This window comes from Cryobacterium suzukii (assembly GCF_004403185.1).
Classification (GTDB): domain Bacteria; phylum Actinomycetota; class Actinomycetes; order Actinomycetales; family Microbacteriaceae; genus Cryobacterium; species Cryobacterium suzukii.
Genome location: NZ_SOHJ01000004.1, coordinates 390,901 through 415,695, shown reverse-complemented (window position 1 = coordinate 415,695; position 24,795 = coordinate 390,901). Strand labels below are relative to the sequence as shown.

20 protein-coding genes are annotated in these 24,795 nt (G+C 63.0%); 16 read left to right on the top strand and 4 right to left on the bottom strand.

What is annotated here, in order from left to right; genetic code table 11:
• Positions 1–79 precede the first annotated feature (79 nt).
• Entirely contained in the window at positions 80–1,213 is a 1,134-nt protein-coding gene (locus E3T39_RS06345; RefSeq protein WP_134513859.1) for a carbohydrate ABC transporter permease, read from the top strand.
• Positions 1,210–2,184: a carbohydrate ABC transporter permease gene (locus E3T39_RS06340; RefSeq protein WP_134513858.1), complete on the top strand. Its 975-nt coding sequence runs from the start codon at positions 1,210–1,212 to the stop codon at positions 2,182–2,184. The genes E3T39_RS06345 and E3T39_RS06340 overlap by 4 nt, the downstream gene beginning before the upstream one ends.
• A 65-nt stretch (positions 2,185–2,249) precedes the next feature.
• Here E3T39_RS06340 and E3T39_RS06335 read toward each other — a convergent pair whose 3' ends face one another.
• Complete coding sequence (locus tag E3T39_RS06335) at positions 2,250–2,981, bottom strand: GntR family transcriptional regulator (protein WP_166784062.1); 732 nt, start codon at positions 2,979–2,981, stop codon at positions 2,250–2,252.
• 290 nt (positions 2,982–3,271) lie between these two features.
• On the opposite strand from E3T39_RS06335, the gene E3T39_RS06330 reads away from it, so the two are divergent.
• The 6 genes from E3T39_RS06330 to E3T39_RS06305 all read left to right on the top strand — a co-directional run bounded on the left by E3T39_RS06330 (position 3,272) and on the right by E3T39_RS06305 (position 11,254).
• Complete coding sequence (locus tag E3T39_RS06330; protein ID WP_134513856.1) at positions 3,272–4,411, top strand: extracellular solute-binding protein; 1,140 nt, start codon at positions 3,272–3,274, stop codon at positions 4,409–4,411.
• Positions 4,408–5,352 carry an ABC transporter permease gene (locus E3T39_RS06325; protein WP_198416092.1) on the top strand — a complete coding sequence of 315 codons (945 nt, stop codon included), beginning with the start codon at positions 4,408–4,410 and terminating at the stop codon, positions 5,350–5,352. The genes E3T39_RS06330 and E3T39_RS06325 overlap by 4 nt, the downstream gene beginning before the upstream one ends.
• Positions 5,340–6,215, top strand: a complete 876-nt coding sequence (locus E3T39_RS06320) for an ABC transporter permease (protein WP_134513855.1) — start codon at positions 5,340–5,342, stop codon at positions 6,213–6,215. Before E3T39_RS06325 ends, E3T39_RS06320 begins: the two co-directional genes overlap by 13 nt.
• Entirely contained in the window at positions 6,212–7,279 is a 1,068-nt protein-coding gene (locus E3T39_RS06315) for an ABC transporter ATP-binding protein (protein WP_134513854.1), read from the top strand. Before E3T39_RS06320 ends, E3T39_RS06315 begins: the two co-directional genes overlap by 4 nt.
• Positions 7,280–9,259: an HAD family hydrolase gene (locus tag E3T39_RS06310; RefSeq protein ID WP_134513853.1), complete on the top strand. Its 1,980-nt coding sequence runs from the start codon at positions 7,280–7,282 to the stop codon at positions 9,257–9,259. It begins immediately after the preceding gene.
• A gap of 72 nt (positions 9,260–9,331) precedes the next feature.
• Positions 9,332–11,254, top strand: coding sequence for an ABC transporter ATP-binding protein (locus E3T39_RS06305; RefSeq protein ID WP_134513852.1), 1,923 nt, complete (start codon positions 9,332–9,334; stop codon positions 11,252–11,254).
• A gap of 136 nt (positions 11,255–11,390) precedes the next feature.
• Here the strand turns inward: E3T39_RS06305 and E3T39_RS06300 are convergent, their stop codons facing one another.
• Together E3T39_RS06300 and E3T39_RS06295 are read right to left on the bottom strand one after the other, a co-directional pair.
• A complete protein-coding gene (locus E3T39_RS06300) occupies positions 11,391–12,095 on the bottom strand; it encodes a DUF305 domain-containing protein (protein WP_198416091.1) in 705 nt (234 codons plus the stop codon).
• A gap of 14 nt (positions 12,096–12,109) precedes the next feature.
• Positions 12,110–12,790 (bottom strand): DUF3105 domain-containing protein, encoded by a 681-nt coding sequence (locus E3T39_RS06295; RefSeq protein ID WP_134513851.1) that lies wholly within the window; start codon positions 12,788–12,790, stop codon positions 12,110–12,112.
• Positions 12,791–13,048: 258 nt separating this feature from the next.
• Between E3T39_RS06295 and E3T39_RS06290 the strand changes: the two genes are divergently transcribed.
• Together E3T39_RS06290 and E3T39_RS06285 are read left to right on the top strand one after the other, a co-directional pair.
• Positions 13,049–14,413: a cystathionine beta-synthase gene (locus E3T39_RS06290; protein ID WP_134513850.1), complete on the top strand. Its 1,365-nt coding sequence runs from the start codon at positions 13,049–13,051 to the stop codon at positions 14,411–14,413.
• A 24-nt stretch (positions 14,414–14,437) separates the two neighbouring features.
• Positions 14,438–15,589, top strand: coding sequence for a cystathionine gamma-synthase (locus tag E3T39_RS06285; protein WP_134513849.1), 1,152 nt, complete (start codon positions 14,438–14,440; stop codon positions 15,587–15,589).
• A 149-nt stretch (positions 15,590–15,738) separates the two neighbouring features.
• Here the strand turns inward: E3T39_RS06285 and E3T39_RS06280 are convergent, their stop codons facing one another.
• Positions 15,739–16,557 (bottom strand): shikimate 5-dehydrogenase, encoded by an 819-nt coding sequence (locus E3T39_RS06280; protein WP_134513848.1) that lies wholly within the window; start codon positions 16,555–16,557, stop codon positions 15,739–15,741.
• Between the two features lie 118 nt (positions 16,558–16,675).
• On the opposite strand from E3T39_RS06280, the gene E3T39_RS06275 reads away from it, so the two are divergent.
• The 6 genes from E3T39_RS06275 to mmsA all read left to right on the top strand — a co-directional run bounded on the left by E3T39_RS06275 (position 16,676) and on the right by mmsA (position 24,792).
• Positions 16,676–17,728 (top strand): LacI family DNA-binding transcriptional regulator, encoded by a 1,053-nt coding sequence (locus E3T39_RS06275; RefSeq protein WP_420898149.1) that lies wholly within the window; start codon positions 16,676–16,678, stop codon positions 17,726–17,728.
• A gap of 274 nt (positions 17,729–18,002) precedes the next feature.
• Positions 18,003–19,688: a ribulokinase gene (gene araB, locus E3T39_RS06270; protein WP_134513990.1), complete on the top strand. Its 1,686-nt coding sequence runs from the start codon at positions 18,003–18,005 to the stop codon at positions 19,686–19,688.
• The gene (locus E3T39_RS06265; protein WP_134513846.1) at positions 19,685–20,395 is read left to right on the top strand and encodes an L-ribulose-5-phosphate 4-epimerase; all 711 of its coding nucleotides are present in this window, start codon (positions 19,685–19,687) and stop codon (positions 20,393–20,395) included. Before araB ends, E3T39_RS06265 begins: the two co-directional genes overlap by 4 nt.
• Positions 20,395–21,912 carry an L-arabinose isomerase gene (gene araA, locus E3T39_RS06260; RefSeq protein WP_134513845.1) on the top strand — a complete coding sequence of 506 codons (1,518 nt, stop codon included), beginning with the start codon at positions 20,395–20,397 and terminating at the stop codon, positions 21,910–21,912. Before E3T39_RS06265 ends, araA begins: the two co-directional genes overlap by 1 nt.
• Before the next feature lie 55 nt (positions 21,913–21,967).
• Positions 21,968–23,098, top strand: a complete 1,131-nt coding sequence (gene chvE, locus E3T39_RS06255) for a multiple monosaccharide ABC transporter substrate-binding protein (protein WP_277612804.1) — start codon at positions 21,968–21,970, stop codon at positions 23,096–23,098.
• A gap of 164 nt (positions 23,099–23,262) precedes the next feature.
• Entirely contained in the window at positions 23,263–24,792 is a 1,530-nt protein-coding gene (mmsA, locus tag E3T39_RS06250; protein ID WP_134513844.1) for a multiple monosaccharide ABC transporter ATP-binding protein, read from the top strand.
• Positions 24,793–24,795 lie beyond the last annotated feature (3 nt).

Below are 24,795 nucleotides of genomic sequence, written 5' to 3'. Positions count from 1 at the left end.
TCACCGGTGTACGTTTCGACGAGTTCTTCCGGTTCACTCGCAATCTTCAGGGTCCACTGTCGTACTCGAAAGGTTTCAGATGTCCGCCTTCTTCTCCTGGCTAGCGCAGCTACCGGCGCTGGCGCAAGTTCCCGTCATCATCGTGGCCTTCGGCGTCGTCGTTGCCGCCATTCTGTTCTTTGTCGAGATCGCCCCCCGCCCTGGCCGCATCTACACGGTCATCCGTCTTGCTGTGTGCGTGCTCGCCCCATTGCTCATCCTCGTCGCCGGCAATTCCTACACCTGGGCCATAATTGCCGCGGGTGCTCTAGGCCTCGGCTTCTTCTACATTGACTACCGCTCGCGCAAGGGTGCTGGCTACCTGTTCCAGCTGGTCGGTTTTCTCGCCCCGGCCGTGATCCTGCTCGCCATCGGCCTGGTCATTCCGACCATCCAGACCACGGTGCAGGCCTTCATGAGCGCTCGCGGTGACCGCTTCGTCGGCCTGGACAACTTCGCGTGGATCTTCACCCAGCCCGAGAACGTGCGCATCGTGCTCAACACCATCGTCTGGGTACTGATCGTTCCGACCATCTCGACCATCGCCGGCCTCGCCTACGCGGTGTTCATCGACAAGAGCCGCGGCGAGAAGTACTTCAAGATTCTGGTCTTCATGCCGATGGCCATCTCCCTGGTGGGAGCATCCATCATCTGGCGTTTCGTCTACACGGCCCGCCCGGCCGACCAGGAACAAATCGGCCTGTTGAACCAGCTCGTGGTCATGTTCGGCGGGCAGCCGGTGGACTTTCTGTCGGTGTCGCCGTTCAACACACTGTTCCTCATCGTGATTCTCATCTGGGTACAGACGGGGTTCGCCATGGTGGTGCTGTCCGCCGCCATCAAGGGCGTGCCGACCGAACAGATGGAGGCGGCCGAACTCGACGGCACCAACGCCTGGGAGCAGTTCGTGAACGTGACCATCCCGGGCATCCGCAGCGCCCTCGTGGTCGTTCTGACGACTATCTCCATCGTCTCGCTCAAGGTCTTCGACATTGTGCGCACCACGACCGCCGGGTCGAATGAGACCAGCGTTGTGGCCAACGAGATGTACACCCAGTTCAAGAACTTCGAGCAGGGCCGGTCAGCGGCCTTTGCCCTGGTGCTGTTCTTGCTGGTGCTCCCGATCGTCGTCTACAACGCCCGCCAGATCAAGAAGCAGAGGGAAATCCGATGAGCTCCGTCATGCCCGTAAGACTTCCCGTAGACGCCCAGACCACACGGCGCCTGCGTCGCGGCGTTCGCCGGATGGAGTCGCCCATCGCCCGCAATACTAAGAAGCGGCTCACCAGCCGCGGGGCGACCATTGGGGCGCTCATTATCGCGGTGCTGTGGTCTATCCCCACGCTGGGCCTGCTTGTTTCGTCATTCCGGCCGGCGCAGCAGGTGCGCACCACCGGTTGGTGGACTATTTTCACCAACACCGGGGTCACCTTCGACAACTACACCGCGGCGCTTGCTGCCGGCAACAGCCAGCTCAATCTGGCCGGGTCGTTCATCAACTCGGTCGCAATCACCCTGCCGGCCACGCTCATTCCGTTGATGATTGCCAGCCTCGCGGCTTATGCCTTCGCCTGGATTGACTTTCGGGGCAAGAACGCCATGTTCATCGGCGTCTTTGCCTTACAGATCGTGCCGATCCAGATGGCCCTCGTGCCGCTTCTACAGTTCTTTTCCGGCGGCACGGTTTTCGGTTTTCCGGTCGTCGCGGCACTCAATCCCGGCAGCGGCTATTCGCAAGTGTGGATCGCGCACACCATGTTCGCTCTCCCCCTGGCCATCTACCTGCTACACAACTTCGTCGCGGAGATACCGAGTGAAGTCATTGAAGCGGCGAGGGTCGACGGCGCTGGCCACGGGCAGATCTTCTTTCGCATCGTGTTGCCGCTGACCATGCCGGCCATCGCGTCGATCGCCATCTTCCAGTTTCTCTGGGTCTGGAACGACCTGCTGGTGGCGCTGATCTTTGCGGACGGCGCGGTAGCCCCGATGACCAAACTGCTCGCCGAACTCTCCGGTGCCCGCGGGCAGGACTGGCATCTGCTCACAGCCGGCGCCTTCCTGTCCATTCTGGTGCCGCTGATCGTGTTCTTCTCGCTGCAGCGCTTCTTTGTGCGCGGACTTCTCGCCGGTTCCACCAAGGGGTAGGTAGGACTGCAGTTCTCAGGTGAGCGGTTGCCGGGGGCCGACCCCGGCGAGGTGGCCCTCGGCCGTCATTCCCAGCGCAACGCATTGGCGGTGAGGGAGTTATCGACGACGAGACGGATGGTGCCGGCTACGTAACGGTCGACTGACCACTCCAGCGGTAGGCCGTCGCGGCTGAAGCTAACGCGCTTGTGCATGAGCAGCGGGGACCCGCGGCGCACCTCGAGCAGCCGCGCGTCTTCCGCCCGTGCTGGGCAGGCGGAAAACTGATGCTCCGCGCGGGAGAAAGTGATGTTGGCCGTCGCTGCGAGCCAAGCAGTCACCGACGGGCAGTCGGATGGAATCCGCTCCACCTCGGTGCCGACCGAGTCTCGGTAGCGGGTGCGCTCCACCATGATGGCGCTGCCATCAAGCAGGCGTACCCGCACAACGCAGAACACGCGAGCGGCTGTCGGTAGCCGAAGTTCCTCGAGGTCGAGCGGCGAAGCGTCTTGCCACACCGCCGAGATGACGTGGCCGGCTGGAACGCGCCCGCGCGACGACGCCCATTGGGCAAAACTTCGAAATTCTTCGAACGTGGCGGCTGCCCGCGGTTCGCCGACGACGGTTCGCCGACTGCCACGACGGGAGGCCAGGACCCCCTCGGTTTCGAGTTCGCCCAGTGCCTGCCGGATGGTACCGGGAGCAACGTCGAACTCCTCGGAGAGCTCACGTTCGCTGGGCAACTGACTTCCGCGCTCATAGAAACCCCGGGTGATTGCGCCCCGAAGGGCTTCTGCGATGTCGTGATACCTCGCCACGCCCAACCTCACTCTGTACGGCCGCGCTTGAGCGCCCGGCCTGGATCACTGTCCAAAGTATTGCGTCACCGCCACGTGCGTAGACCGCACCGGACTCACACACGGGGGGTTCACCGAGCGTTTACCTGCTCGTCACTCAATTTACCCATCCCGGCCCAACTTATCTAGTGAACTTCGAACGTCAAAGGTTAAAGTTCACTAGAGAAGTTTGGTGAGCGATGTTCTTTTGTCTCCGGAGTCTCCGTCGGTGACCCACCGGTACACGACCATTCTGGCTGAAGAGGATTTCAATGAACACGTCGCACCGCCGTTACCTGCCCGCAATCCTGCTTGTCGGCGCGATTGGCCTGTCTGGTTGTGCCAGCACCTCCACTGACGCTGCCGGGGACGTCGGCTGGGCCGCCGCGACCTCGGTCGAAGCCGGCGGGGGGCTGGACAGCCTTGTCAGTGCTGCGCAGGATGAAGGCACCCTGAACGTCATGGGACTGTATCCGGACTGGGCCAACTATGGGGTATTGGTCGAGGAATTCACGGCGACCTACGGCATCGAAGTAGACAACGACACCTCGGCCGGGTCGAGCCAGGACCAGATCAATGCCATCAAGAATCGCATCGGCCAGAGCCGGTCCCTCGACTATCTCGACACCGGAGTTTCCTTCGCCAACAGCGCCAGCGCTGAGGGGCTCCTGGCTGAGTATCGTCCTGCCACGGTCGCTGACATTGACTCGGCGCTGACGGACACCGACGGTCGGTGGACGAACCAGTACGGCGGTTATGTCACCATCGGGTGTGACGCGGCGGCGGTGGCGGTGTGCCCCACATCTTTTGCCGAACTCGACGACCCGCAGTACGTCGGCAAGGTCGCCCTGACCGGAAACCCTGCCCAGGGCGAATCCGGCTTCAACGCCGTTTGGGCCGCAGCGATGGCGATGGGCGGCAGCCTCGACGACATTCAGCCGGGTATCGACTTCATGGCGGAGTTGTCGGCGAGCGGTATCCTCATTCCGGTCGAGGCCAACGCTGGCACGCTGGAAACCGGTGAAACCCCCATCATTATCAACTGGGACTATCTGAATTTGGCAGTCGCCGATGACACTGCCGCGGCTGGCGTCGACTTTCGGGTTGCCATCCCGACGGACGGCACTATGGCGTCCTACTATGCCGCGTCGATCAACGCAGACGCCCCGCACCCCGCTGCGGCACGCCTCTGGATCGAGTTCATGTACTCCGACGAGGGCCAGAACATCCTGCTCAATGGCTACACCCGACCCGTGCGTTTTGATGCACTGGTCGAATCCGGTGCTGTCGACATGGCTGCGGCCGATAGGCTCCCGACTGTCACGAACGGCTTCGAGTTTCCGTCCGAAGCCCAGCGCAGCGCCGCCAACCTGCTCCTGGCTGAGAAGTGGGACGCAGCGGTCGCCTCGTGACGCTCACAGTGACGAGGAGCGATGCACCATCCGGCCGTGATCCGGTCGACCGGGCAGTGGATCTCGTTCATTCGTTGCACGCCCGGCCCGAGCGCCGAGTCAACGCCTCGCTCATAGGGCTCATCCCTTTCCTCGTCTTCATCGCGCTTTTTCTGGGCGTACCGGTCTTCGGTATCGTGCTGTCGGCGTTCCGAGTGGCCGACGTCAACGACCCGGGAAACTATGTGCCCAGCCTGGCCAACTTTGTGGCCAGTTTTCGAGGGGCGTCCTGGGACGCAATGCAGAACAGCCTGCAAATTAGCGTGATCGCAGCCCTGACCGGTGGCATCATCGGTCTCGCCCTCGCGCAAGCCATTCTCACCACGCGCTCCACGAAACTTACCGCTGTGGTCACAGTGCTCACCAGCGTGCTTGCCAATTCCGGGGGCGTTCCCCTCGCATTCTCCTTCATCGCGGCGGTCGGCAACGCGGGCATCATGACGGGGCTCCTGTCACTGACCGACCTGGGTTTTACCCTTTACAGCAGCGGCGGACTCATCCTGATGTACCAGTATTTTCTGATACCGACCATGGTCATGGTCGTTCTGCCCACCCTGGCCGGCCTGCGCGTGGAATGGAAGGAGGCGGCGGCATCCGTGGGGGCAACCAGCTGGCATTTCTGGAAGAAGGTCGGCTTGCCTATCGCCACTCCGGCGATTCTGGGCGGATTCGTCCTGCTCTTTGGCGCGTCATTTGCGACCCACGCCTCGGCTGCTGCCCTGATCGGAGGCGGGGGAGTACCCCTCATTACCCTGCGCATCGACAGCGGACTGGCCGGTGGCAACCTGGCCGGACAGGAGAATGTGGCCATGGCGCTGGGCGTCAACATGATCATCGTGGCCCTGCTGGTCTTACTCGTCTACATGCCGCTGCAGAAACGGAGCCTGAAATGGTTCAAATGAGGCAGTCGACGAGCGCGGCTCGCGGCATCCGTGTCGTGACGCCGGGGCTCAGCTGGGCCTTGATCATCTTGGTGGCGCTCTACATTGCGGTGCCGATGATCTGCGCTTTAGCCTTCAGCATCTACGTGCCCACCACCGGATTTACCTTTGAGCCGTATCTGGAATCGGTGCGCGACCCGGGATTTTTCGGTGCGCTTTCGCTGACGCTGCTCATAACGGTTCTGACCGTTGTCGGGCTGTTGGCCATTATGGTTCCGACCATGGTTTATCTCCACCTGAAGGCGCCACGGTGGCGCCCAGTTATGGAGATCGTCTGCACGATCCCCCTCGTCGTACCGTCAATCGCTCTAGCGGCCGGATTAGTCACCGTGCTGCGCAGCATGGCCAGTTTCGGTCGCGGTTCTGTGCCAGCTCAGATCAGCCAGCTGCTACAAAACCCCGACCTGCCCATCGTCCTGGTCGGCAGCTACATCGTCTTGACCCTTCCATTTGTATTTCGATCGCTCGACGCTGGTCTGCGCACCATTGACCTGCGCACCCTTGTCGAGAGCGCACATTCACTCGGGGCCAGCGGCGCCACAGTGCTCCGGCGGGTTATTTTGCCCAACATTAAAGGCCCGGTCATCTTCTGTACCTTCTTCTGTATTGCTCTGTGTCTGGGGGAATTCACAATGGCGGTGACGCTGGGCTATCGAACCCTGCCGGTTTGGCTCACTCAAATTGCCGGATCCAATTTTCGCGCGTCAATCTCCATGTCCCTCCTCATCAACGCCCTCACCTGGGCACTGTTGATCGCCATGACCGTACTCGCCGGACGGGCAGCTCCTGCGCGCGCCCTGGCCTTGAAAGGACACGAATCGTGACGCTTACAGCAGCAACAGCTCACCCCCGAAGTGCAACGGGGGCGCGCATCGAGTACACCTCGGTGAGCAAAAAGTTTGGTGATACCACCGTGCTCACCGGCCTTGACCTCACAGTCGAACCCGGGGAATTCGTCGCGCTGCTCGGGCCATCTGGTTGCGGAAAAACAACAGCGCTGCGCATCCTCGCCGGATTCGAGACCGCGTCGAGCGGTACTCTCACGGTTGACGGGCGCGATGTATTGCAGGTCCCGGCCCACCGTCGCGGCATTGGCATGGTGTTTCAGTCGTACAGTCTGTTTCCCAACCTCAGTGTGGCCGACAACGTATCGTTCGGACTCGTCGTGCGACGCGAAGGCAAGGCCAAGCGGGTAGCGAAACTGACCTCTCTGCTTGATCTGGTCGGGCTGCCGGGTTTCGCAGATCGGTTTCCGGCCCAGCTTTCCGGCGGGCAGCAACAGCGCGTCGCGCTCGCACGGGCCCTCGCAGTTGAGCCTCGGGTGCTGCTCTTGGACGAACCGCTGTCGGCTTTGGATGCCAGGGTGCGCGCCTCGCTTCGGGAGGAGATTCGCAACCTGCAGCTCCGGCTCGGGATCACGATGCTCTTCGTCACCCATGACCAGGACGAAGCGCTAGCGATGGCCGATCGGGTAGCGGTCATGCGGGGCGGTGGAATCGAACAGATTGATCAGCCGGGGGTTCTCTACGACCAACCGAGCACTGATTTTGTTGCTCGTTTCGTTGGTACGACGAACCAACTCGCTATCGCCCGCGGCGCGGCCGTCCCCGAACTCTGGGCACCCCACCGTGATGGCGATCGTGATTTGCTCTACGTGCGGCCCGAATTGCTCATGCTGGAGGCGTCCGAGCGCGGATCTGCCCACATCGTTTCCCACGTTTACCGCGGTGCGACCACTCGTATCACGGCCAAGATCGAGGGTGACATTAGCCACGGAAGTTCCGAGATCAAGGTCGACGTTCCTTCCGCTAGCGTCGCCGAGTTACCTATCGGCCTGAGAGTTCGGGTTCGACTTACGGGGCGCCCGGCGCTTCGGATGGAGGCATAAATGCAAGTCCAATTTCTCAACACCAGCATTGACGTGAGCGCGAGCTTGCTGCCGGGCGCGGCATCCGCAATCATCTTTGACTGCGACGGACTACTCGCGGACACCGAGGACCTCTGGTTGCGGGCCGTGGCGGCGTGCGCGGACGCGCGCGGCGCAGCCCTGACCGACTTGGCCACGTTTCGTGGTGGCTCCATCGATGACGTAGCGGCACAGCTCGTGATGATCCTGACGGGTGCCGGGCTTTCGACCCCTCTGGCGGGTGAATTAGAGGTAGCGCTGTCCGAAGAGTTTCAATCCCTCATCGCCCAGGAGGCAACCCCGATGCCGGGAGCTGTGGCCCTGGTGAGCGAACTCGCGTCACGATTCCCCGTCGCGGTTGCGTCAAACAGTCCGCGTGCGCTGCTCGATCAGATCCTGGATCGTATCGGTGTGGGGGACTTGATCACGTGTTCCGTCGCCCGGGATGAGGTGTCGGCGGGCAAACCCGCGCCGGAGCTGTACGTAGCGGCCCTCCGCAAACTGCACGAACTCGATTCGTCGGTAACCGCAGAGACCGCCGTCGCCTTCGAAGACTCGGCGGTGGGGGCGGTGGCAGCGATGAGCGCCGGACTGCTCGTCGTCGGCGTCAACGCTGACCCGGCAGCGGTCCTCGACTGCCACGTGCGGCACACCACTCTCCTCGACGAAGAACTCATCGATTGGGCCCGCATCGTTGACCGGGAGAAGCCCGTGCAGTTCGGCCCGCATACCCTCGCACACGGCGCTTTCGACGCGGTGACGTCGACTCTGACCGTGCAGTGCCAGTATCCGGCCGAACAGTCGGCGCGCGTGCAGGTTTATGCGCAGGGTGACTGCCTGTGGAACGAGTTGCCGGCAGGTCGCCCCGTGGCATCGGCATCCGTGCTGACCGAAAGCAAATCTGTATCCATGGATCTGGCCCATCTTTCTGAAGGGACCTATCGTTTTCTGCTGGTGATGGATGGTGTAGTACCGGAATGGAACGGGCGGACCGGGGAGTTCACGGTGCACTCCACCCGGCCAGAGGGGCCGGCCGCAGCTCCTCAGGCAGCAGCGCCCGCCGCGATCACTCCGGAATCGCCGGAGCAGGGGGTGACCGCCATGTCCTGGAATCTCTGGTTCGGCGGATGCCACTCCAACGACGGCCACGCCAAGCAGGTCGCGTACCTGCGGGAATCTCCCCATTCGATCGTGGCCCTGCAGGAGTGTTTCGGCGATCATGGCCGTCGTTTGGCGGCAGCGATGGGGTGGAATATCGCGCAACAGGGACCGGACACCGCGGTGATTAGTCCGTATCCCCTGATGCTTCATCGTACCGAGACCGATTCGTTTGCTACCTGTGCCACCGTTTTCACGCCGGCGGGCGCCGTCACGGTGTGGTCCGTACACCTGTGGCACGCTGACTACGGCCCCTATACCGCTGATGATGCTCGTATTCCTGCGCGCCATACCCTCGCCAGCCGGGGCGAACGCCGGCGCACAGCCGAACTCGCGGAAATTTTGTCTGAACAGGGTCGGCTCCAGCGCGAGGGCGTTGTGTCTGCCCAGGATCCCATTCTCGTCATGGGCGATTTCAATGTGCCCTCGCATCTGGATTGGAAGCCGGGACACCGCGCCAATACCGTCGAGTGGCCCACCTCACGCATGCTCGAGGTCGCGGGGTATGCCGATGCATTTCGAGTCGTTCATCCCGATGTCGGTGCCGTGCCCGGACACACTTGGTCCCCTATTATCCCGGCTGGTGAGGAGCCCCGAGACCGGATTGACTTTATCTTTAGCCGTGGGGCGCGTGCTTTAGAGGCGTTCACCGTCGCTGCTGAGATAGAGAGCGCGGCACCCCCGATGCTTAGCGCCACCGGAAGGCGCCGTGTTGGCCTGGGCGGAGATATTCTGGGCCACCACCTGGAGAATGCATGGCCGACCGACCACGCAGCTGTTGTGGCTCGGTTAGCGTGGAATTGACGGAGGGTCCCGGGCCGAATGGGGACATCCGCCTCACCGTGCAGCCTCTGCCGCTGCACCTAAAATGAGAATATGAGTTCAGCGCACGGGTCGGGAACCTTCGGGCCGCGGTCAGCCGTCGGTCTGAAACGCGGCCGGGTGAGCGGGGCGGATGCTGCGGCGCAGCGGGCCGAGAACGCCGAGGCACCGCGCATCCCGCACCTGTTGCCGCGTATTTTCGCGCTGTTTTCGCCGCACCGCAACACCCTCATCGTTACCGTCGTGCTCGTTCTGGTCAGCGCAGCCCTCTCGGTGGTGCCGCCGCTCCTCACCCAACGCGCATTCGATGACGGTCTCTTTCCGCCGGGCGGGGCTCCCAACCTGTCGGTTCTCGGCGTTCTCGTTGCGCTCATGCTCGGTGTGTTCCTGGTCAATGCGCTGCTCGGTGTCTGGCAGACCTGGCTTACCGCGACGGTGGGCAACAAGGTCATGGGCGCCCTGCGCGTGCGGCTGTTCAGCCACCTGCAGGCGATGGAGCTGAGCTTCTTCACCAAGACCAAGACCGGTGTCATTCAGTCGAGGCTGCAAAACGACGTCGGTGGCGTCGCGACGGTTCTGACCAACACCATTTCGAGCATCCTCGGCAACACCGTCACCGTGATCGCCGCCTTCGTGGCCATGTTGTTGTTGAACTGGCAGCTGACCATCGTGGCCGTGGTGCTGATGCCGATTCTCGTGTTCGCGCAGCGCCGCGTCGGTCAGGTGCGGGCGCGCATCGCCGGCAAGACCCAGGAATCGCTGTCGGATATGACCGCCATCACCCAGGAAACCTTGAGCGTGTCTGGCATCCTCCTGTCGAAGAGCTTCACCCGCCAGCAGAACGAGATCGAACGCTACGCCGAGGAGAACCGCAACCAGGTGCGCCTGCAGGTGAGCCAGCAGATGAGCGGCCAGTGGTTCTTTGCCACGGTGAGCGTGTTCCTGTCGGCGATCCCGGCGATCGTGTATCTCGTGGCCGGGGCGCTCGTGTTCAACGGCACGACCGACATCACACCCGGTACGATCGTGGCTTTCACGACCGTGCAGGCGCGGCTCATCTTTCCGCTGCTCGGCCTCATGCGGGTCGCCCTCGACCTGCAGACCTCGTCTGCGTTGTTCGCGCGCATCTTTGAATACCTGGACCTGGAGCCGGCGATCAGCGACAAGCCCGACGCTGCCCGAGTGCCGTCGGCCGGGGCAGGTCGAGGCCGGGTGGAGTTTGACCGGGTGCGGTTTGCCTACCCGGACGCTCGCGGTGACGCGCGCCCGACCCTCGACGACGTGTCACTGACGATCGAGCCAGGCCAGTTCGCCGCGTTTGTGGGGCCGTCCGGGGCGGGCAAAACCACCGTCTCCTACCTGATTCCCCGCTTCTACGAAGCCTCGGCCGGCCGCGTGCTGTTCTCCGGCCTCGATGTGCGCGACCTGCAACAGGAGTCGCTCGTCTCCCACATCGGCATCGTGAGCCAAGAGACCTACCTGTTCCATGCGACCATCGCCGAGAACCTGCGCTACGCCAAGCCAGAGGCAACGGATGCCGAACTGATCGCTGCCGCCCGCGCCGCCAACATTCACGACACGATCGACTCGTTTCCGGAGAAGTACGACACCATGGTGGGGGAGCGCGGCTACCGGCTGTCCGGCGGTGAGAAGCAGCGCATCGCTATCGCGCGCGTCTTACTGAAAGACCCGCCGGTGCTCATCCTCGACGAGGCCACGAGCGCGCTCGACTCCATCTCGGAGAGCGTGGTGCAGGCCGCGCTCGACACCGCGAGCCATGGTCGCACCACGATCGCCATCGCGCACCGTCTGTCGACGATCGTCGACGCCGACGTGATCTTTGTCGTCGACGCCGGCCGCATCGTTGAGCGCGGCACCCACGCCGAACTGCTCGCTCGCGGCGCCGTTTACGCGAGCCTCTACGCCCGCCAGATCACCGCGAGCCCCCTCTCCGCCGCCGACGCGCCGACTCCCTGACTCCCCTGTCTTCCCTGACTCCCCTGACTCCCCTGACTCCCCAGACGGGACTCTTGTGGACGGGGCCCGGGCCCCGTCCACGGGCCCAGTTTGTAAACTGGGCCCGCGTTCATAAGGTGGGCCCGTGACGGTGGGGCTACGAACGCTCGGTGAGCATGCCGGTCATGAGGTCGATCTCGGACTTCTGGCTCAGCACCACCGAGGTAGCGAAGGCCTGCACGGTCGCGTTCGTGCTGCGGTCCAGAACGGCCTGGGCCATCTCGATCGCTCCCTGGTGGTGGGCGATCATAATGACGAGAAATTGCTTCTCCGCTTCCACAGCGGATGCCGCGGTGAGCGCGGCGATCTGCGCCGGGGTCGCGAGTCCGGGCATCGGATCCCCGGCGAGGTGGCCGGCTTCGGTGCCGGCCGAGTGAGACGAATCGTGCGTGGCACCGGACAGGCCCGACCGGGTCATCCAGGTCATCGACGGTTCGGGAGCAAATTGCGGTAGCCCCCACACGGCGAGCCAGCCCGACATCTGCCCGCTTTGCTTTGCCTGCGTCGTGGCAATGTCGTAGGCGAGCAGCCGCACGGGCGCGTCGTCGGTGCGGTCGCGCACAATCAGGGCGAGTTCGACGCCCTGATTGTGGTGCTCCTGCATGTCCCTGGCGAAGCCAGCCTCGGCACTCGTGGTGTCAGGGGTGGCGTCGACGATCGTGCTCAGACGCCCCGCCGCGAAGGCCGCGGCGCCGACGACGAGCGCCGTGATAACCACGGCAAAGGCGACCGCGCGCAGAACCGGCCGGCGCGCGCGCTGCGGGTGGGCATCCGCTGTGGGTTGCGGGTTGTCAGAACTCACGGGTTGAGCGCGGCTTAAGAAACTTTGCCGGGGGCGTCGATCGCGCCCGAGCAAGGTGCGCCGTCTTCGGGAACGCTCGTGCTCTTCCAGAATTCGGTGAAGAACTCGGCGATGCGCGGGTCGTCAGCACTGTCGACCTGAAGTTGCGCATTCCAGCCGCTCAGTACGATCGGCGCAGGAAGGTCGTCATGCGGCGAGAGGACGACGTAGCTTGACGGAAGTAAGGCCTTGAGCGCGTCGAGCTCTGCGTCGGCGATAGACGGGTTGTAGGTGACCCAGAGGGCGCCATGCTCGAGGGAGTGCACCGCGTTCTCGTCCGGAACCGGCTGTTCGTAGACACCGCAGTTGAGCCAGGCCGGGTTATGTTCGCCGCCGGCGGGCGGCGTCTGCTCGTAGGTGACGTCGGTCTCGACGTGGCCGGCCGTGTTCGTGAAGGTCTCGACGCCGTCGATCGTTGACGCATCGCCCGCGCCGCCGCCGGCATAGTTGGCGGCCTTCGGGGCGAGTACAAAGGCCGTCGCGATGAGGGCGATGATGACGACCACGGCCGCTGCCCCGCCGATGATGGCGATCAGCCGGTTACGCTTGCCGCGCTTTTGCTGGCGGTGGTATTCCTCCAGCTTTTTCGCGCGCTTAGCGGCGCGTTCTTCCTTGATCGACGCTTTATTCACGGGGGAGCCTGGCTGGGGGGTCACGAGGGCCTCTCTGTTGGATCTGCTTCTATTCGAACGTATCAGCCGTCCCTGTAGCTTCCCCCGATGCCGCTCTCACGGTAATTTCTCAGCCTAGTGGCCGGATCTCGGCGCCCGTTAGAGTTGATGGGCGACCGCTCATCGTCGTCTTGCTGCTGTCGTTAGTCGATTTTGTATGAACGCGTCGGCCACCGCCGAACCGGTGAGCAAATCCGAGGCCGCGCCTGCCCAAGGGCGTGCGGCCCGACAAAAGGAATTTCCATGAAGATCGCAAACACCATCCTTGACCTCATCGGTGATACCCCGCTGGTCAAACTTCACAAGGTGACCGACGGATTGACCGCGACGGTGCTCGTGAAACTCGAATACCTCAATCCGGGCGGCTCGGCCAAGGACCGCATCGCGGTGCGCATCATCGATGCCGCTGAGCGCGATGGCCTGTTGAAGCCCGGCGGTACGATCGTCGAGCCGACGTCCGGCAATACCGGCGTCGGTCTCGCTTTGGTGGCCCAGCAGCGTGGCTACAAGTGTGTGTTCGTGCTGCCCGACAAGGTGGGCGAGGACAAGCGCAATGTGCTAACGGCCTACGGCGCCGAGATCGTCGTGACGCCGACATCCGTTGCGCCTGAGGATCCTGAGTCGTACTACAGCGTCTCCGACCGGCTGGCCCGCGACATTCCGGGAGCGTTCAAGCCCAACCAGTACTTCAACCCGAACGGCCCGCTCAGTCACTATGAGACCACTGGTCCCGAGATCTGGCGTGACACCGACGGAACCGTCACCCATTTCGTTGCTGGCGTCGGCACCGGTGGCACCATCACCGGCACCGGTCGCTACCTGCGCGAAGTCTCGAACGACGCCGTACGCATCATCGGAGCGGATCCGGAAGGCTCGGTCTATTCCGGCGGCACCGGTCGGCCCTACCTGGTCGAGGGTGTCGGCGAGGATTTCTGGCCCGGCGCCTACGATCCAACGGTCGTGCACGAAGTCATCGCCGTTTCCGACGCCGATTCCTTCGCTATGACCCGCAGGCTCGCCCTCGAGGAGGGCATCCTGGTCGGCGGCTCGAGCGGCATGGCCGTTGTCGCGGCCCTGCGCGCGGCCGAGAAGCTCGGGCCAGAGGACACGATCGTCGTGCTGCTGCCCGACGGTGGTCGCGGCTATCTCGGCAAAATCTTCAACGATGGGTGGATGCGCAGCTACGGTTTCAGCAACGCTCCGGTCGGTCACACGGTCGCCAATTTGCTGGAATCGAAGACCGGGCGCCTGCCAGCTCTGGTGTACGTGCATCCGAGCGACACCGTGCACGATGCGATCGAGACCATGACGAGCCAGGGGGTGTCACAGCTCCTCGTGCTGAGCGCCAAACCTCCCGTCGTCATGGGCGAGGTACTTGGCGCGGTTGATGAGCGTGCCCTTATGGGCCTCGTCTTCTCCGGCGACGCGAAGCTCACCGATCGGGTCGGCTCAATCGTCGGGGACGCGTTGCCCTTGATCGGCGTCAACGAGCCGGTGGCCGCCGCGCGCGCCGCGTTCGCGGAGCACGACGCGCTGCTCGTGACCGACGGCGGCAAGCCGCTCGGCGTCATCACCCGGCACGACCTGCTCAGCTACCTGAGCGTCTAATCTTTTTCACAGAGGGAGCCCACAATGGCCAATAATCAGAACTTCGACACGATCGCCATCCACGCCGGTCAGTCGTTCGACCCGACCACCGGCGCAGTCATTCCGCCGATCTACCAGACCTCTACCTATGTTCAGGACGGCATCGGCAACCTGCGTGGCGGCTACGAGTACAGCCGCGGCGGCAACCCCACCCGCACCGTGCTCGAAACGCTGCTAGCAGCCCTTGAAGGCGGCAAGCACGGGCTGGCGTTCGCGAGCGGACTTGCCGCGGAAGACACCATCCTGCGCGCCATTCTCAAGCCCGGCGACCACGTCGTGCTCGGCAACGACGTCTACGGCGGAACCCACCGCCTCATCAACAGGGTGCACGCCGCCTGGGGTGTGCTCAACACGACCGTCGAGATGAGCGACCTCGCGGCGGTCGAAGCGGCCATCCGTCCGGAAACGAAGATCCTCTGGGTTGAGACGCCGAGTAACCCGCTCATGAAGATCAGCGACATTGCGGCGCTCGCCGAGATTGCGCATCGGCACGGTGTGGTCGCGATCGTCGACAACACTTTTGCGTCACCGGCGCTGCAGCATCCGCTTGCCTTCGGCGCTGACGTGGTCGTGCACTCAACCACAAAGTATCTCGGCGGCCACTCCGACGTGCTCGGTGGCGCCCTCATCATCAACGACGACGAGCTTTACGAGAAGGCCCAGTTTCTGCAATTCGCGGCCGGCCCCGTGTCTGCTCCGCTCGACTCCTGGCTGACCGTGCGCGGCATCAAGACGCTCTCGGTGCGCATGGAACGACACTGCAGCAACGCGCAGGCCATCGCGGAATTTCTCGACGGCCACCCGGCCATCGAACGGGTTTACTACCCGGGACTGCCTGGCCACCCCGGCCACGAACTGGCGAAAAGGCAGATGTCCAGCTTCGGCGGCATGATCTCCGTCGCGTTTAAGGGTGGTGCAGCCGCCGCGCGCCTGTTCGCCGAGTCGATGCACCTGTTCCAGCTGGCCGAATCACTCGGCGGCGTGGAGTCGCTCGTAAATTATCCCTCGGAGATGACGCATGCCTCGGTGCGCGGCACCGAACTTGAGGTGCCCGACAATATTGTGCGCCTCTCGGTCGGCATCGAAGACGTCGCCGACCTTATCGCCGACCTCGAGAGCGCACTGCCCCGGGCCTGAGCGCGGGCATGCTTTTGGGCCGGGGCCGGGGCCGGGCCCGGGGCCGGGGCCGGGATTGGGATTGGGGACGGGGCCCAGGCCCGAAACATGGGCCCAGTTTATAAACTGGGCCCTTGGACGGGGCCCGGGCCCCGTCCAAGAGAATGGGGTCAGGGGAGGCGGGAGAAGGCTGCGGCGCGGCGTACCTGGTCGGGGGTAGGACGGATGCCGGTGTACAGAAAGAACTGCTCCTCGGCCTGCAGGGCTACGACTTCAGCGCCGGTGATGACCGGCTTGTCGAGCGCTCGTGCGCCCAAAATGAGCGGTGTTTCGGCGGGCGAGGCGACGACGTCGACCACCATCCTGGCCGCCTCGATCGCCGCGGCCGGAAACGACACGGTATCGGATTCAGCACCCCCGGCCATGCCCACGGGAGTGACATTGACGATCAGGTCGGCGGTGAGCGCGCCGATATCAGCCGCCCAGGCATAGCCGTAGAGTGCGGCCAGGGCGCGGCCAGTGGACTCGTTGCGCGCGACGATCGTGCCCCGAGCGAACCCGGCATCGTGCAGGGCCGCCGCGACGGCCTTGGCCATGCCGCCGCTTCCGCGCACGATCACCGAGTAGGCGCTTGGAACCTCGTGCTCGGCCAGCAGGCGCTGCACGGCTGAGTAGTCGGTGTTGTATGCCGTCAAGTGGCCGTCGTCGTTCACGATCGTGTTAACCGAGTCGATGGCCGACGCCGAGGCATCCATATCATCGATGAGCGCGATGACATCTTCTTTGTAAGGCATCGACACCGCGCAACCGCGAATGCCCAGCCCGCGCACACCGGCGATGGCATCGGCCAGATTTGCGGGGGCGAAAGCCTTGTAGATGTAGTTCAGACCCAACTCCTCGTACAGGTAGTTGTGAAACCGGGTTCCGAGATTGCTGGGCTGGGCCGACAGCGAAATGCACAGGGTCATGTCTTTGTTGAGAATGGGCATGTGTACAGTGTGTGGCCTGCATCCAAAGCGAGCGAAGTTGGCCCGGCGAGACTGTCACAATCACAATGTGACAGTCACATTGGCCCATAAGGGTGATACTGGAGTGCGGCTGCAGAATGTGACCGTGCACATTCCATTGGGGGTGATCGTGTCCGATAGCCTGCCAACGGGGCGTACCCCGAGCATTCGAGACGTGGCACGCCTTGCCGGAGTGTCGCACCAGACGGTGTCGCGCGTGCTCAACTCGCACCCCAGCATTCGGGAGTCGACGCGACTGCGTGTTCAGCAGGTGATCGACGAGCTGCAATACCGGCCGAGCAGCGCAGCCCGGGCACTGGTCAAGGGACAGTCCCGCACGATCGGCGTGCTGTCGGCATTGAGCGCGGAATACGGTCCGGCGAGCAGTATCGCTGCGATACAGGATGCCGCCCGGGAGGCCGGCTATTTTGTGAACACAGCCAACCTCTCCCGAGGGGAACCCTCGTCGATCCAGGCAGCAGTTGATCACCTGATGTACCAGTCCGTAGAGGGGATCGTGGTTATTGCACCCCAGGTGCGTGTCATCGAAGCCATCGAAAAGCTGGCGATCGCTGTGCCGTACGTGACGTTGCAATCCACCAGTGGCGAAGGTAAACACGTCCTCTCAGTCGACCAGATAGCTGGGGCCCGTGTCGCCACGCGACATCTCATCGACCTCGGACACCGCAACATCTACCACCTGGCCGGACCGCAGGACTGGATCGAGGCCGAGGCGCGCATGCGCGGATTCCTCGAGGAGATGGGGGCGAATGACGTTCCGACCACCGCGCCGATCCTGGGTGACTGGACCGCCGACTTCGGTTATTACGCCGGGCGGGAACTGCTCCGGGTGCGCGACTTCACGGCCATCTTCTCATCCAACGACCAGATGGCGCTCGGGCTCATGCATGCCATCCGCGACGCCGGGCTCGATATTCCGCGCGACGTCAGCATCGTCGGATTCGACGATATCCCTGAGGCAGCACACTTTTGGCCGCCGCTTACCACCGTGCGCCAGGACTTCGCGGAGCTTGGCCGCCGCTGCGTCGCCTTGCTTCTGGCCAACATTACCGGGAGCCTGAACGAAGCTTCGTCCAGCCCTCTGATCCCTGAGCTCGTAGTGCGCTCGTCGACGGCAGCACCTGCCTGGTAGGAGCCGATCCAACCTGCTCGAGTCGGCGAGGACGCACCTGTAGCGCCGTTATCCAAACGAGATAAAAAAGTATTGACAGACGAATCGAGTCTGGGCCAAAGTGAATTCATCAATGTGACCGTTCACATTTTCACGACTATCCGCTGCAATTCACCGCGGTGGCAGGTCGGGCAGCGTTCGCACCACAGTCGACATCGGAGTCAATTTCGTGAGCACCTCGTCCCGCCCGCCCGCCGGAGAATCGGTCGACACCGCAGCCAGCGCTGCGGCGTTCATTGATCCCGAGTCCTACGTCGTTGGCGTCGACTACGGAACTCTCTCCGGCCGGGCCGTGGTCGTGCGGGTCTCGGACGGCGTCGAACTCGGCTCCGCCGTTCTGGACTATCCACACGCCGTCATGGACACGACCCTCGCCGTCACCGGTGAGGCACTTCCGCCCGAGTGGGCACTCCAGGTTCCCGCGGACTACGTGGCAGTCTTGCAGAGCGCGGTTCCGGCTGCCGTCGCAGACGCCGGCATCGACCCGAGCCGCGTCATCGGAATCGGCACCGATTTCACGGCCTGCACCATGATTCCCGTTCTCTCCGACGGCACACCTCTGAATGAACTTCCCGAGTACGCTGGCCGCCCCCACGCGTACGTAAAGCTCTGGCGTCACCACGCGGCGCAGGCCCAGGCCGACCGTATCAATGACCTCGCTTTCGAGAGGGATGAGTGCTGGCTGCCTCGCTACGGCGGGCTGATCTCAAGCGAATGGGAGTTCGCTAAGGGACTGCAACTGCTGGAGGAGGACCGCGAGCTCTACGACCGTATGGACCACTGGGTTGAAGCCGCCGACTGGATCGTATGGCAACTCACCGGCAGCTACGTGCGCAACGCCTGCACAGCGGGCTACAAGGGCATTCTGCAGGATGGCGACTACCCGAGCGAGGCTTTCCTTGGCGCGCTCAACCGCGACTTTTCACGGTTCGCCCTCGACAAAGTGGCGCACGAGATCGGCCAGCTCGGCGCATCCGCCGGAACACTGTCAGCCGCGGCCGCGGCTTGGACCGGGCTACCCGAAGGCATTCACGTCGCGGTCGGTAACGTAGACGCGCACGTGACGGCCCCGGCCGCGCAAGCCGTAAACCCCGGACAGATGGTCGCCATCATGGGCACGAGCACCTGCCACGTGATGAACTCCGACCGTCTCGCCGAGGTGCCAGGCATGTGCGGCGTCGTCGACGGCGGCATCATCGCCGGGCTCTACGGCTATGAGGCCGGCCAGTCCGGTGTCGGTGACATCTTCGCTTGGTTCGTCAACAACCAGGTTCCAGCCGGATACGTCGACGAGGCTCGGGCGCTTGGCCGCAGCGTGCACGAGCACCTCACCGAACTCATCAAGGATCAGCCTGTTGGCGGCCATGGACTCGTGGCCCTTGACTGGCACAGCGGCAACCGTTCGGTGCTCGTTGACCATGAGCTCTCAGGCCTCGTACTCGGTACGACGCTCACCACCCGACCAGAGGAGATCTACCGAGCCTTGCTCGAAGCCACCGCCTTCGGTACCCGCACGATCATCGAAACCTTCAACTCAAGCGGCGTGCCCGTGACGGAATTCATCGTGGCTGGCGGGCTGCTCAAAAACGCATTCCTGATGCAGACCTACAGCGACATACTCCGCCTGCCGATCAGCACCATCGCGAGCGAACAAGGCCCAGCGCTCGGCGCTGCGATTCACGCGGCCGTTGCCGCCGGCGCCTACCCCGACGTGCGCGCCGCGGGCGAAAAGATGGGCAAGCTCAACAAGAACGTGTACGTGCCCAACGAGGCATCTTCGACGGCGTACGACGAGCTGTTCGCTGAATACACGAGGCTGCACGACTACTTCGGCCGAGGCGAGAACGACGTCATGCACCGTCTCAAGGCACTGAAGCGCCGGGCTGCGGCCACGAACCGGACTGCGCTGGTGAGTGCATGAGCACCTACGGACCCCAGATCGAAGTCGCGGTCGCCCGTATTCGTGCAGAGGTAACCCGCCTCCACGTCGAACTGGTTCGTAACGGTCTCGTGGTCTGGACCGGCGGCAACGTTTCCGGCCGCGTGCCCGGGGCTGACCTCTTCGTGATCAAACCCAGCGGGGTGGACTACGCCGATCTGGCTCCCGAGAACATGATCCTCTGCGACCTCGACGGAAACGTCATTCCGGGCACGCCCGGTGCTGATCGGTCGCCGTCCAGCGACACCGCCGCGCACGCCTACGTGTATCGGAACATGCCAGACGTCGGGGGAGTCGTACACACTCACTCCACTTACGCCACGGCCTGGGCCGCCCGTAACGAAGCCATCCCCTGCGTGATCACTGCAATGGCCGACGAATTCGGCGGCCCGGTCCCGGTGGGTCCGTTTGCCATCATCGGAGATGATTCGATCGGCCGCGGCATCGTGGAAACCCTCACCGGCCACCGTTCGCGCGCCGTACTCATGGCCAATCACGGCCCGTTCACGATCGGCAAAGACGCCCGTGATGCGGTAAAGGCCGCCGTGATGGTGGAAGACGTGGCTCGCACCGTGCAGCTCGCGCGCACCGGCGGCAAGCTGGTTTCCATCCCGCAGGAATTCATCGATTCCCTGTTCGACCGATACCAAAACGTCTACGGGCAAGCCCCACAGGGAGCACTGAAGTAATGGCACCTCTTACCACGACCCTCGACCACGTCGAAGTCTGGTTTCTGACCGGAAGCCAGAACCTTTATGGCGAAGAGACGCTGCGCCAGGTGGCCGAGCAGTCCTTGCAGATTTCCCGTTCGCTCGACGGGAGCTCCGACGTGCCCGTGAGGGTTGTCTGGAAGCCCGTGCTGAAGGACTCCGAGTCCATTCGCCGCGCCGCCCTCGACGCTAATGCCGACGACCGCGTCATCGGCCTCATCGCCTGGATGCACACGTTCTCGCCGGCCAAGATGTGGATCGCCGGCCTCGACGCGCTAACCAAGCCGCTCCTGCATCTGCACACTCAGGCGAACGTCGAATTGCCCTGGGCTGAGATCGACTTCGACTTCATGAACCTCAACCAGGCCGCGCACGGCGACCGGGAGTTCGGCTACATTCAGACCCGTCTCGGCGTGACCCGTAAGACCGTCGTCGGTCACGTGTCCAACCCCGCCGTAAGCAAAAGCATCGGCTCCTGGACCCGCGCCGCTGCCGGCTGGGCGGCGAGCCGCACCATGAAGCTCGCCCGCTTCGGCGACAATATGCGCTACGTCGCCGTAACCGAAGGCGACAAAACCGAGGCCGAACTGCGCTTTGGTGTGCAAGTCAACACCTGGCCCGTCAACGAACTCGCCGAGGCCGTGCATTCCACAGCGGATGCCGCCATCGACGCGTTGGTCGCCGAATACGAGGACCTCTACGACGTGGTCCCCGAATTGCGGCACGGCGGCGCACGACACGCGTCACTGCGCTACGGCGCGGCGATCGAACTGGGGCTCAAAACCTTCCTCGAGGCCGGCGACTTCGCCGCGTTCACCACGAGCTTCGAGGACCTCGGCGCCCTGCGCCAGCTTCCCGGGCTCGCCGTGCAGCGCCTCATGGCCCAAGGCTACGGTTTCGGTGCGGAAGGCGATTGGAAGACATCCGTTCTTGTTCGCGTAGCCAATGTCATGGGCTCCGGGCTTCCCGGTGGCGCGAGCCTGATGGAGGACTACACCTACGACCTCACTCCCGGCGCGGAGCTGATTCTCGGAGCGCACATGCTCGAGGTGAGCCCCTCCCTCACACGCGAGCGGCCGACGCTAGAGATCCACCCGCTCGGCATCGGCGGTCGCGAAGACCCCGTGCGCCTGGTCTTCAACGCCGACCCCGGTCCTGCCGTGGTGGTGGCGATGAGCGACATGCGCGACCGTTTCCGCCTGGTGGCGAACGTGGTCGAGGTTGTCGAGCCGACGGCCGCGCTGCCGAACCTTCCGGTCGGGCGTGCCGTCTGGCGCCCCGAACCCGACTTCGCCACCTCCGCGGCCGCTTGGCTCACCGCCGGCGCCGCCCACCACACCGTGATGTCGACCGCCGTCGGCATCGAGGTGTTCCACGATTTCGCCGAGATAGCTCGCACCGAGCTTCTCGTGATCGATAAGACCACCACCTTGCGCGATTTTGCCCGCGAAGTGCGTTGGAATCAGTCCTACTACCGACTGGCGCAAGGCATGTAACCGTTTCACATTCTGCAATTCACGTCACAGATGATAAAAATCGAAAGGAAACACAGTGAAAAAGAACGTATTCTTCGCCGTCGTAGCCGCGGGTGCCCTCGTGGTATCGATGGCAGCCTGCGCCTCGGGTGGTAACGCCACCGGTGGCGATGGCGGTGGCGACGGCGACAAGGGCCTGATCGGCGTTGCCATGCCGACAAAGAGTTCCGAACGTTGGATCGCGGACGGGAACGCCGTGAAGAGCCAGCTGGAAGAACAGGGTTTCACCGTTGACCTGCAGTATGCCGAGGACGATATCCCCATGCAGGTTTCTCAGATTGAGAACATGATCACCAAGGGTGCGGAAGCCCTGATCGTGGCCTCGATCGACGGAACGACGCTCACCAGCGTGCTGCAGGATGCTGCCGATGCAGACATTCCTGTAATCGCCTACGACCGCCTCATTCGCGACACCGAGAACGTCAACTACTACGCATCCTTCGACAATTTCAAGGTCGGACAGCAGCAGGCCTGGTCGGTCTTGAACGGCCTTGGCCTCGTTGAGCTCGACGGTACCGCCATTGAGGGTGCGCCCGCTGGCCCGTTCAACCTGGAGCTGTTCGCTGGGTCCCTCGATGACAACAACGCCTTCTTCTTCTTCAACGGTGCCATGGATATCTTTCAGCCGCTGATTGACGACGGCGTGCTCGTGGTCAAGAGCAACCAGACCGACATCGAGCAGGTCGCTACCCTGCGCTGGGCTGGAGAAGAGGCTCAGGCCCGTATGGAGGACCTCCTCACAGCGCAGTATTCGGACGGCACCGTGGTCAACGCCATCCTGTCCCCGTACGACGGCATCTCCCGTGGCATCATTTCGGCACTCGAGGGTTCCGGTTACACCGTGGGCGAAGGCTGGCCCATCATTTCTGGCCAGGACGCGGAGATCGACTCCGTCAAGGCGATCAACTCGGGCGAGCAGTACGGCACCATTTTCAAGGACACGCGTGAACTCGCAGCCGTTGCCGTGGACATGGCTGTCGCCCTGCTCAACGGTGAAGAGCCGGAAACCAATAACACCGAGGACTACGACAACGGAGTGAAAGTCGTTCCGTCGTTCCTGCTCGACTCGGCGATCGTGGTCAAGGACAACATCCCGGCCCTGCTTATTGACTCTGGCTACTGGACCGAAGCAGAGATCAACGGCTAGGTTTCACCTCGTTTCACCCTGTATTAGTCCGTGCACAATGGCCGGTGGGGTAGTCCTACCCACCGGCCGTTCTGCCACACAGATTTTCAGCTGGTTGTTGATAGCGCGGTCTCTCGCGACATCACCCGCAATTGACCATTCAAGAGAATGAAGAAGGTGCTCACGTGACCACGAACATCCTTGAGATGCGCAGCATCACGAAGACGTTTCCCGGAGTTAAGGCGCTCTCCAACGTGACGCTCGACGTCGGTCGCGGTGAGGTACATGCCATCTGCGGCGAGAACGGTGCCGGCAAATCAACCCTGATGAAGGTGCTCAGCGGTGTCTACCCGCACGGCACCTACACCGGAGACATCGTCTTCGAGGACGAGGTCGTCGAATTCAAAAGCATCAGCGATTCCGAGGCCAAGGGGATCGTGATCATTCACCAAGAGCTTGCGCTGAGCCCGTACCTGTCGATCGCGGAGAACATTTTCCTGAACAACGAGCAAAAGGGCGCGTTGGGTCTCATCGACTGGAACAGAACCAACCTGGAAGCTGCAAAGCTTCTCGCGCGCGTCGGGTTGAAGGAAAACCCGACGACCCGCATCATGGATATCGGAGTTGGCAAGCAGCAGCTCGTCGAAATCGCCAAGGCGCTCTCCAAGCGGGTGAAACTGCTGATTCTTGACGAGCCGACGGCCGCGCTCAACGATGATGATTCCGACCACCTGCTGGACCTCATTTTGCATCTCAAGGGCCAGGGCATCACGTCCATCATCATCAGTCACAAGCTCAATGAGATTAAGAAAGTCTCCGACTCAGTCACAGTCATTCGTGACGGCCGGGCGATCGAGACGATCGCCAAGGTCGATGTCACCGAAGAGCGCATCATCAAGGACATGGTCGGTCGAGACCTCGAACACCGCTACCCGGATCACACGCCCGACATAGGATCCGAGATTCTCCGGGTAGAGGACTGGACCGCATTCCACCCGCAGGACCCAACACGAGTGATGGTCGACCACGTCAACCTCAATGTTCGCTCCGGCGAAATCGTCGGAATTGCCGGCCTCATGGGTGCTGGCCGCACCGAATTCGCGATGAGCCTTTTTGGACGTTCGTATGGCAGCCGGATCACCGGCCGAGTCTTCAAGCGCGGGGTGGAGATAAAGACCCGCACAGTGACCGAGGCCATTGACAATGGAATTGCCTACGCGACCGAGGACCGCAAGACCTACGGCCTCAACCTGATCGAGGACATCAAACGCAATATTTCGATGGCCGCCTTGCACCGGCTGGTAAAGAAAGGCCTGGTGAACGACAACGAGGAGTATCGGGTCGCCAACGAGTATCGCACCAGCATGAACATCAAGGCGCCGAGTGTGCTCGCGAAGACCGGAAAACTTTCCGGTGGCAACCAGCAGAAGGTCGTGCTGTCGAAGTGGATCTACTCCGATCCCGACGTCTTGATCCTTGACGAGCCCACTCGAGGCATCGACGTCGGTGCAAAATATGAGATCTACACGATCATCAACAAGCTCGCGGCAGCTGGCAAGGGCGTCATCGTCATCTCGTCGGAGTTGCCCGAACTGCTCGGTATCTGCGACCGCATTTACACGCTCGCCGAGGGCGCCATCACGGGGGAATTCCCGATCGCAATCGCCACCCCGGAGACCCTCATCAAGCACATGACCATGGAAAAGGCCCGCTAGCGC

Excerpts from the sequence above, each read along its gene's own strand:
- E3T39_RS06345 (WP_134513859.1), top strand. The coding sequence starts at position 80 with ATGTCCGCCTTCTTCTCCTGGCTAGCGCAGCTACCGGCGCTGGCGCAA.
- E3T39_RS06340 (WP_134513858.1), top strand. The coding sequence starts at position 1,210 with ATGAGCTCCGTCATGCCCGTAAGACTTCCCGTAGACGCCCAGACCACA.
- E3T39_RS06330 (WP_134513856.1), top strand. The coding sequence starts at position 3,272 with ATGAACACGTCGCACCGCCGTTACCTGCCCGCAATCCTGCTTGTCGGC.
- E3T39_RS06320 (WP_134513855.1), top strand. The coding sequence starts at position 5,340 with ATGGTTCAAATGAGGCAGTCGACGAGCGCGGCTCGCGGCATCCGTGTC.
- E3T39_RS06310 (WP_134513853.1), top strand. The coding sequence starts at position 7,280 with ATGCAAGTCCAATTTCTCAACACCAGCATTGACGTGAGCGCGAGCTTG.
- E3T39_RS06305 (WP_134513852.1), top strand. The coding sequence starts at position 9,332 with ATGAGTTCAGCGCACGGGTCGGGAACCTTCGGGCCGCGGTCAGCCGTC.
- E3T39_RS06290 (WP_134513850.1), top strand. The coding sequence starts at position 13,049 with ATGAAGATCGCAAACACCATCCTTGACCTCATCGGTGATACCCCGCTG.
- E3T39_RS06285 (WP_134513849.1), top strand. The coding sequence starts at position 14,438 with ATGGCCAATAATCAGAACTTCGACACGATCGCCATCCACGCCGGTCAG.
- E3T39_RS06280 (WP_134513848.1), bottom strand. The coding sequence starts at position 16,557 with ATGCCCATTCTCAACAAAGACATGACCCTGTGCATTTCGCTGTCGGCC.
- E3T39_RS06265 (WP_134513846.1), top strand. The coding sequence starts at position 19,685 with ATGAGCACCTACGGACCCCAGATCGAAGTCGCGGTCGCCCGTATTCGT.
- araA (WP_134513845.1), top strand. The coding sequence starts at position 20,395 with ATGGCACCTCTTACCACGACCCTCGACCACGTCGAAGTCTGGTTTCTG.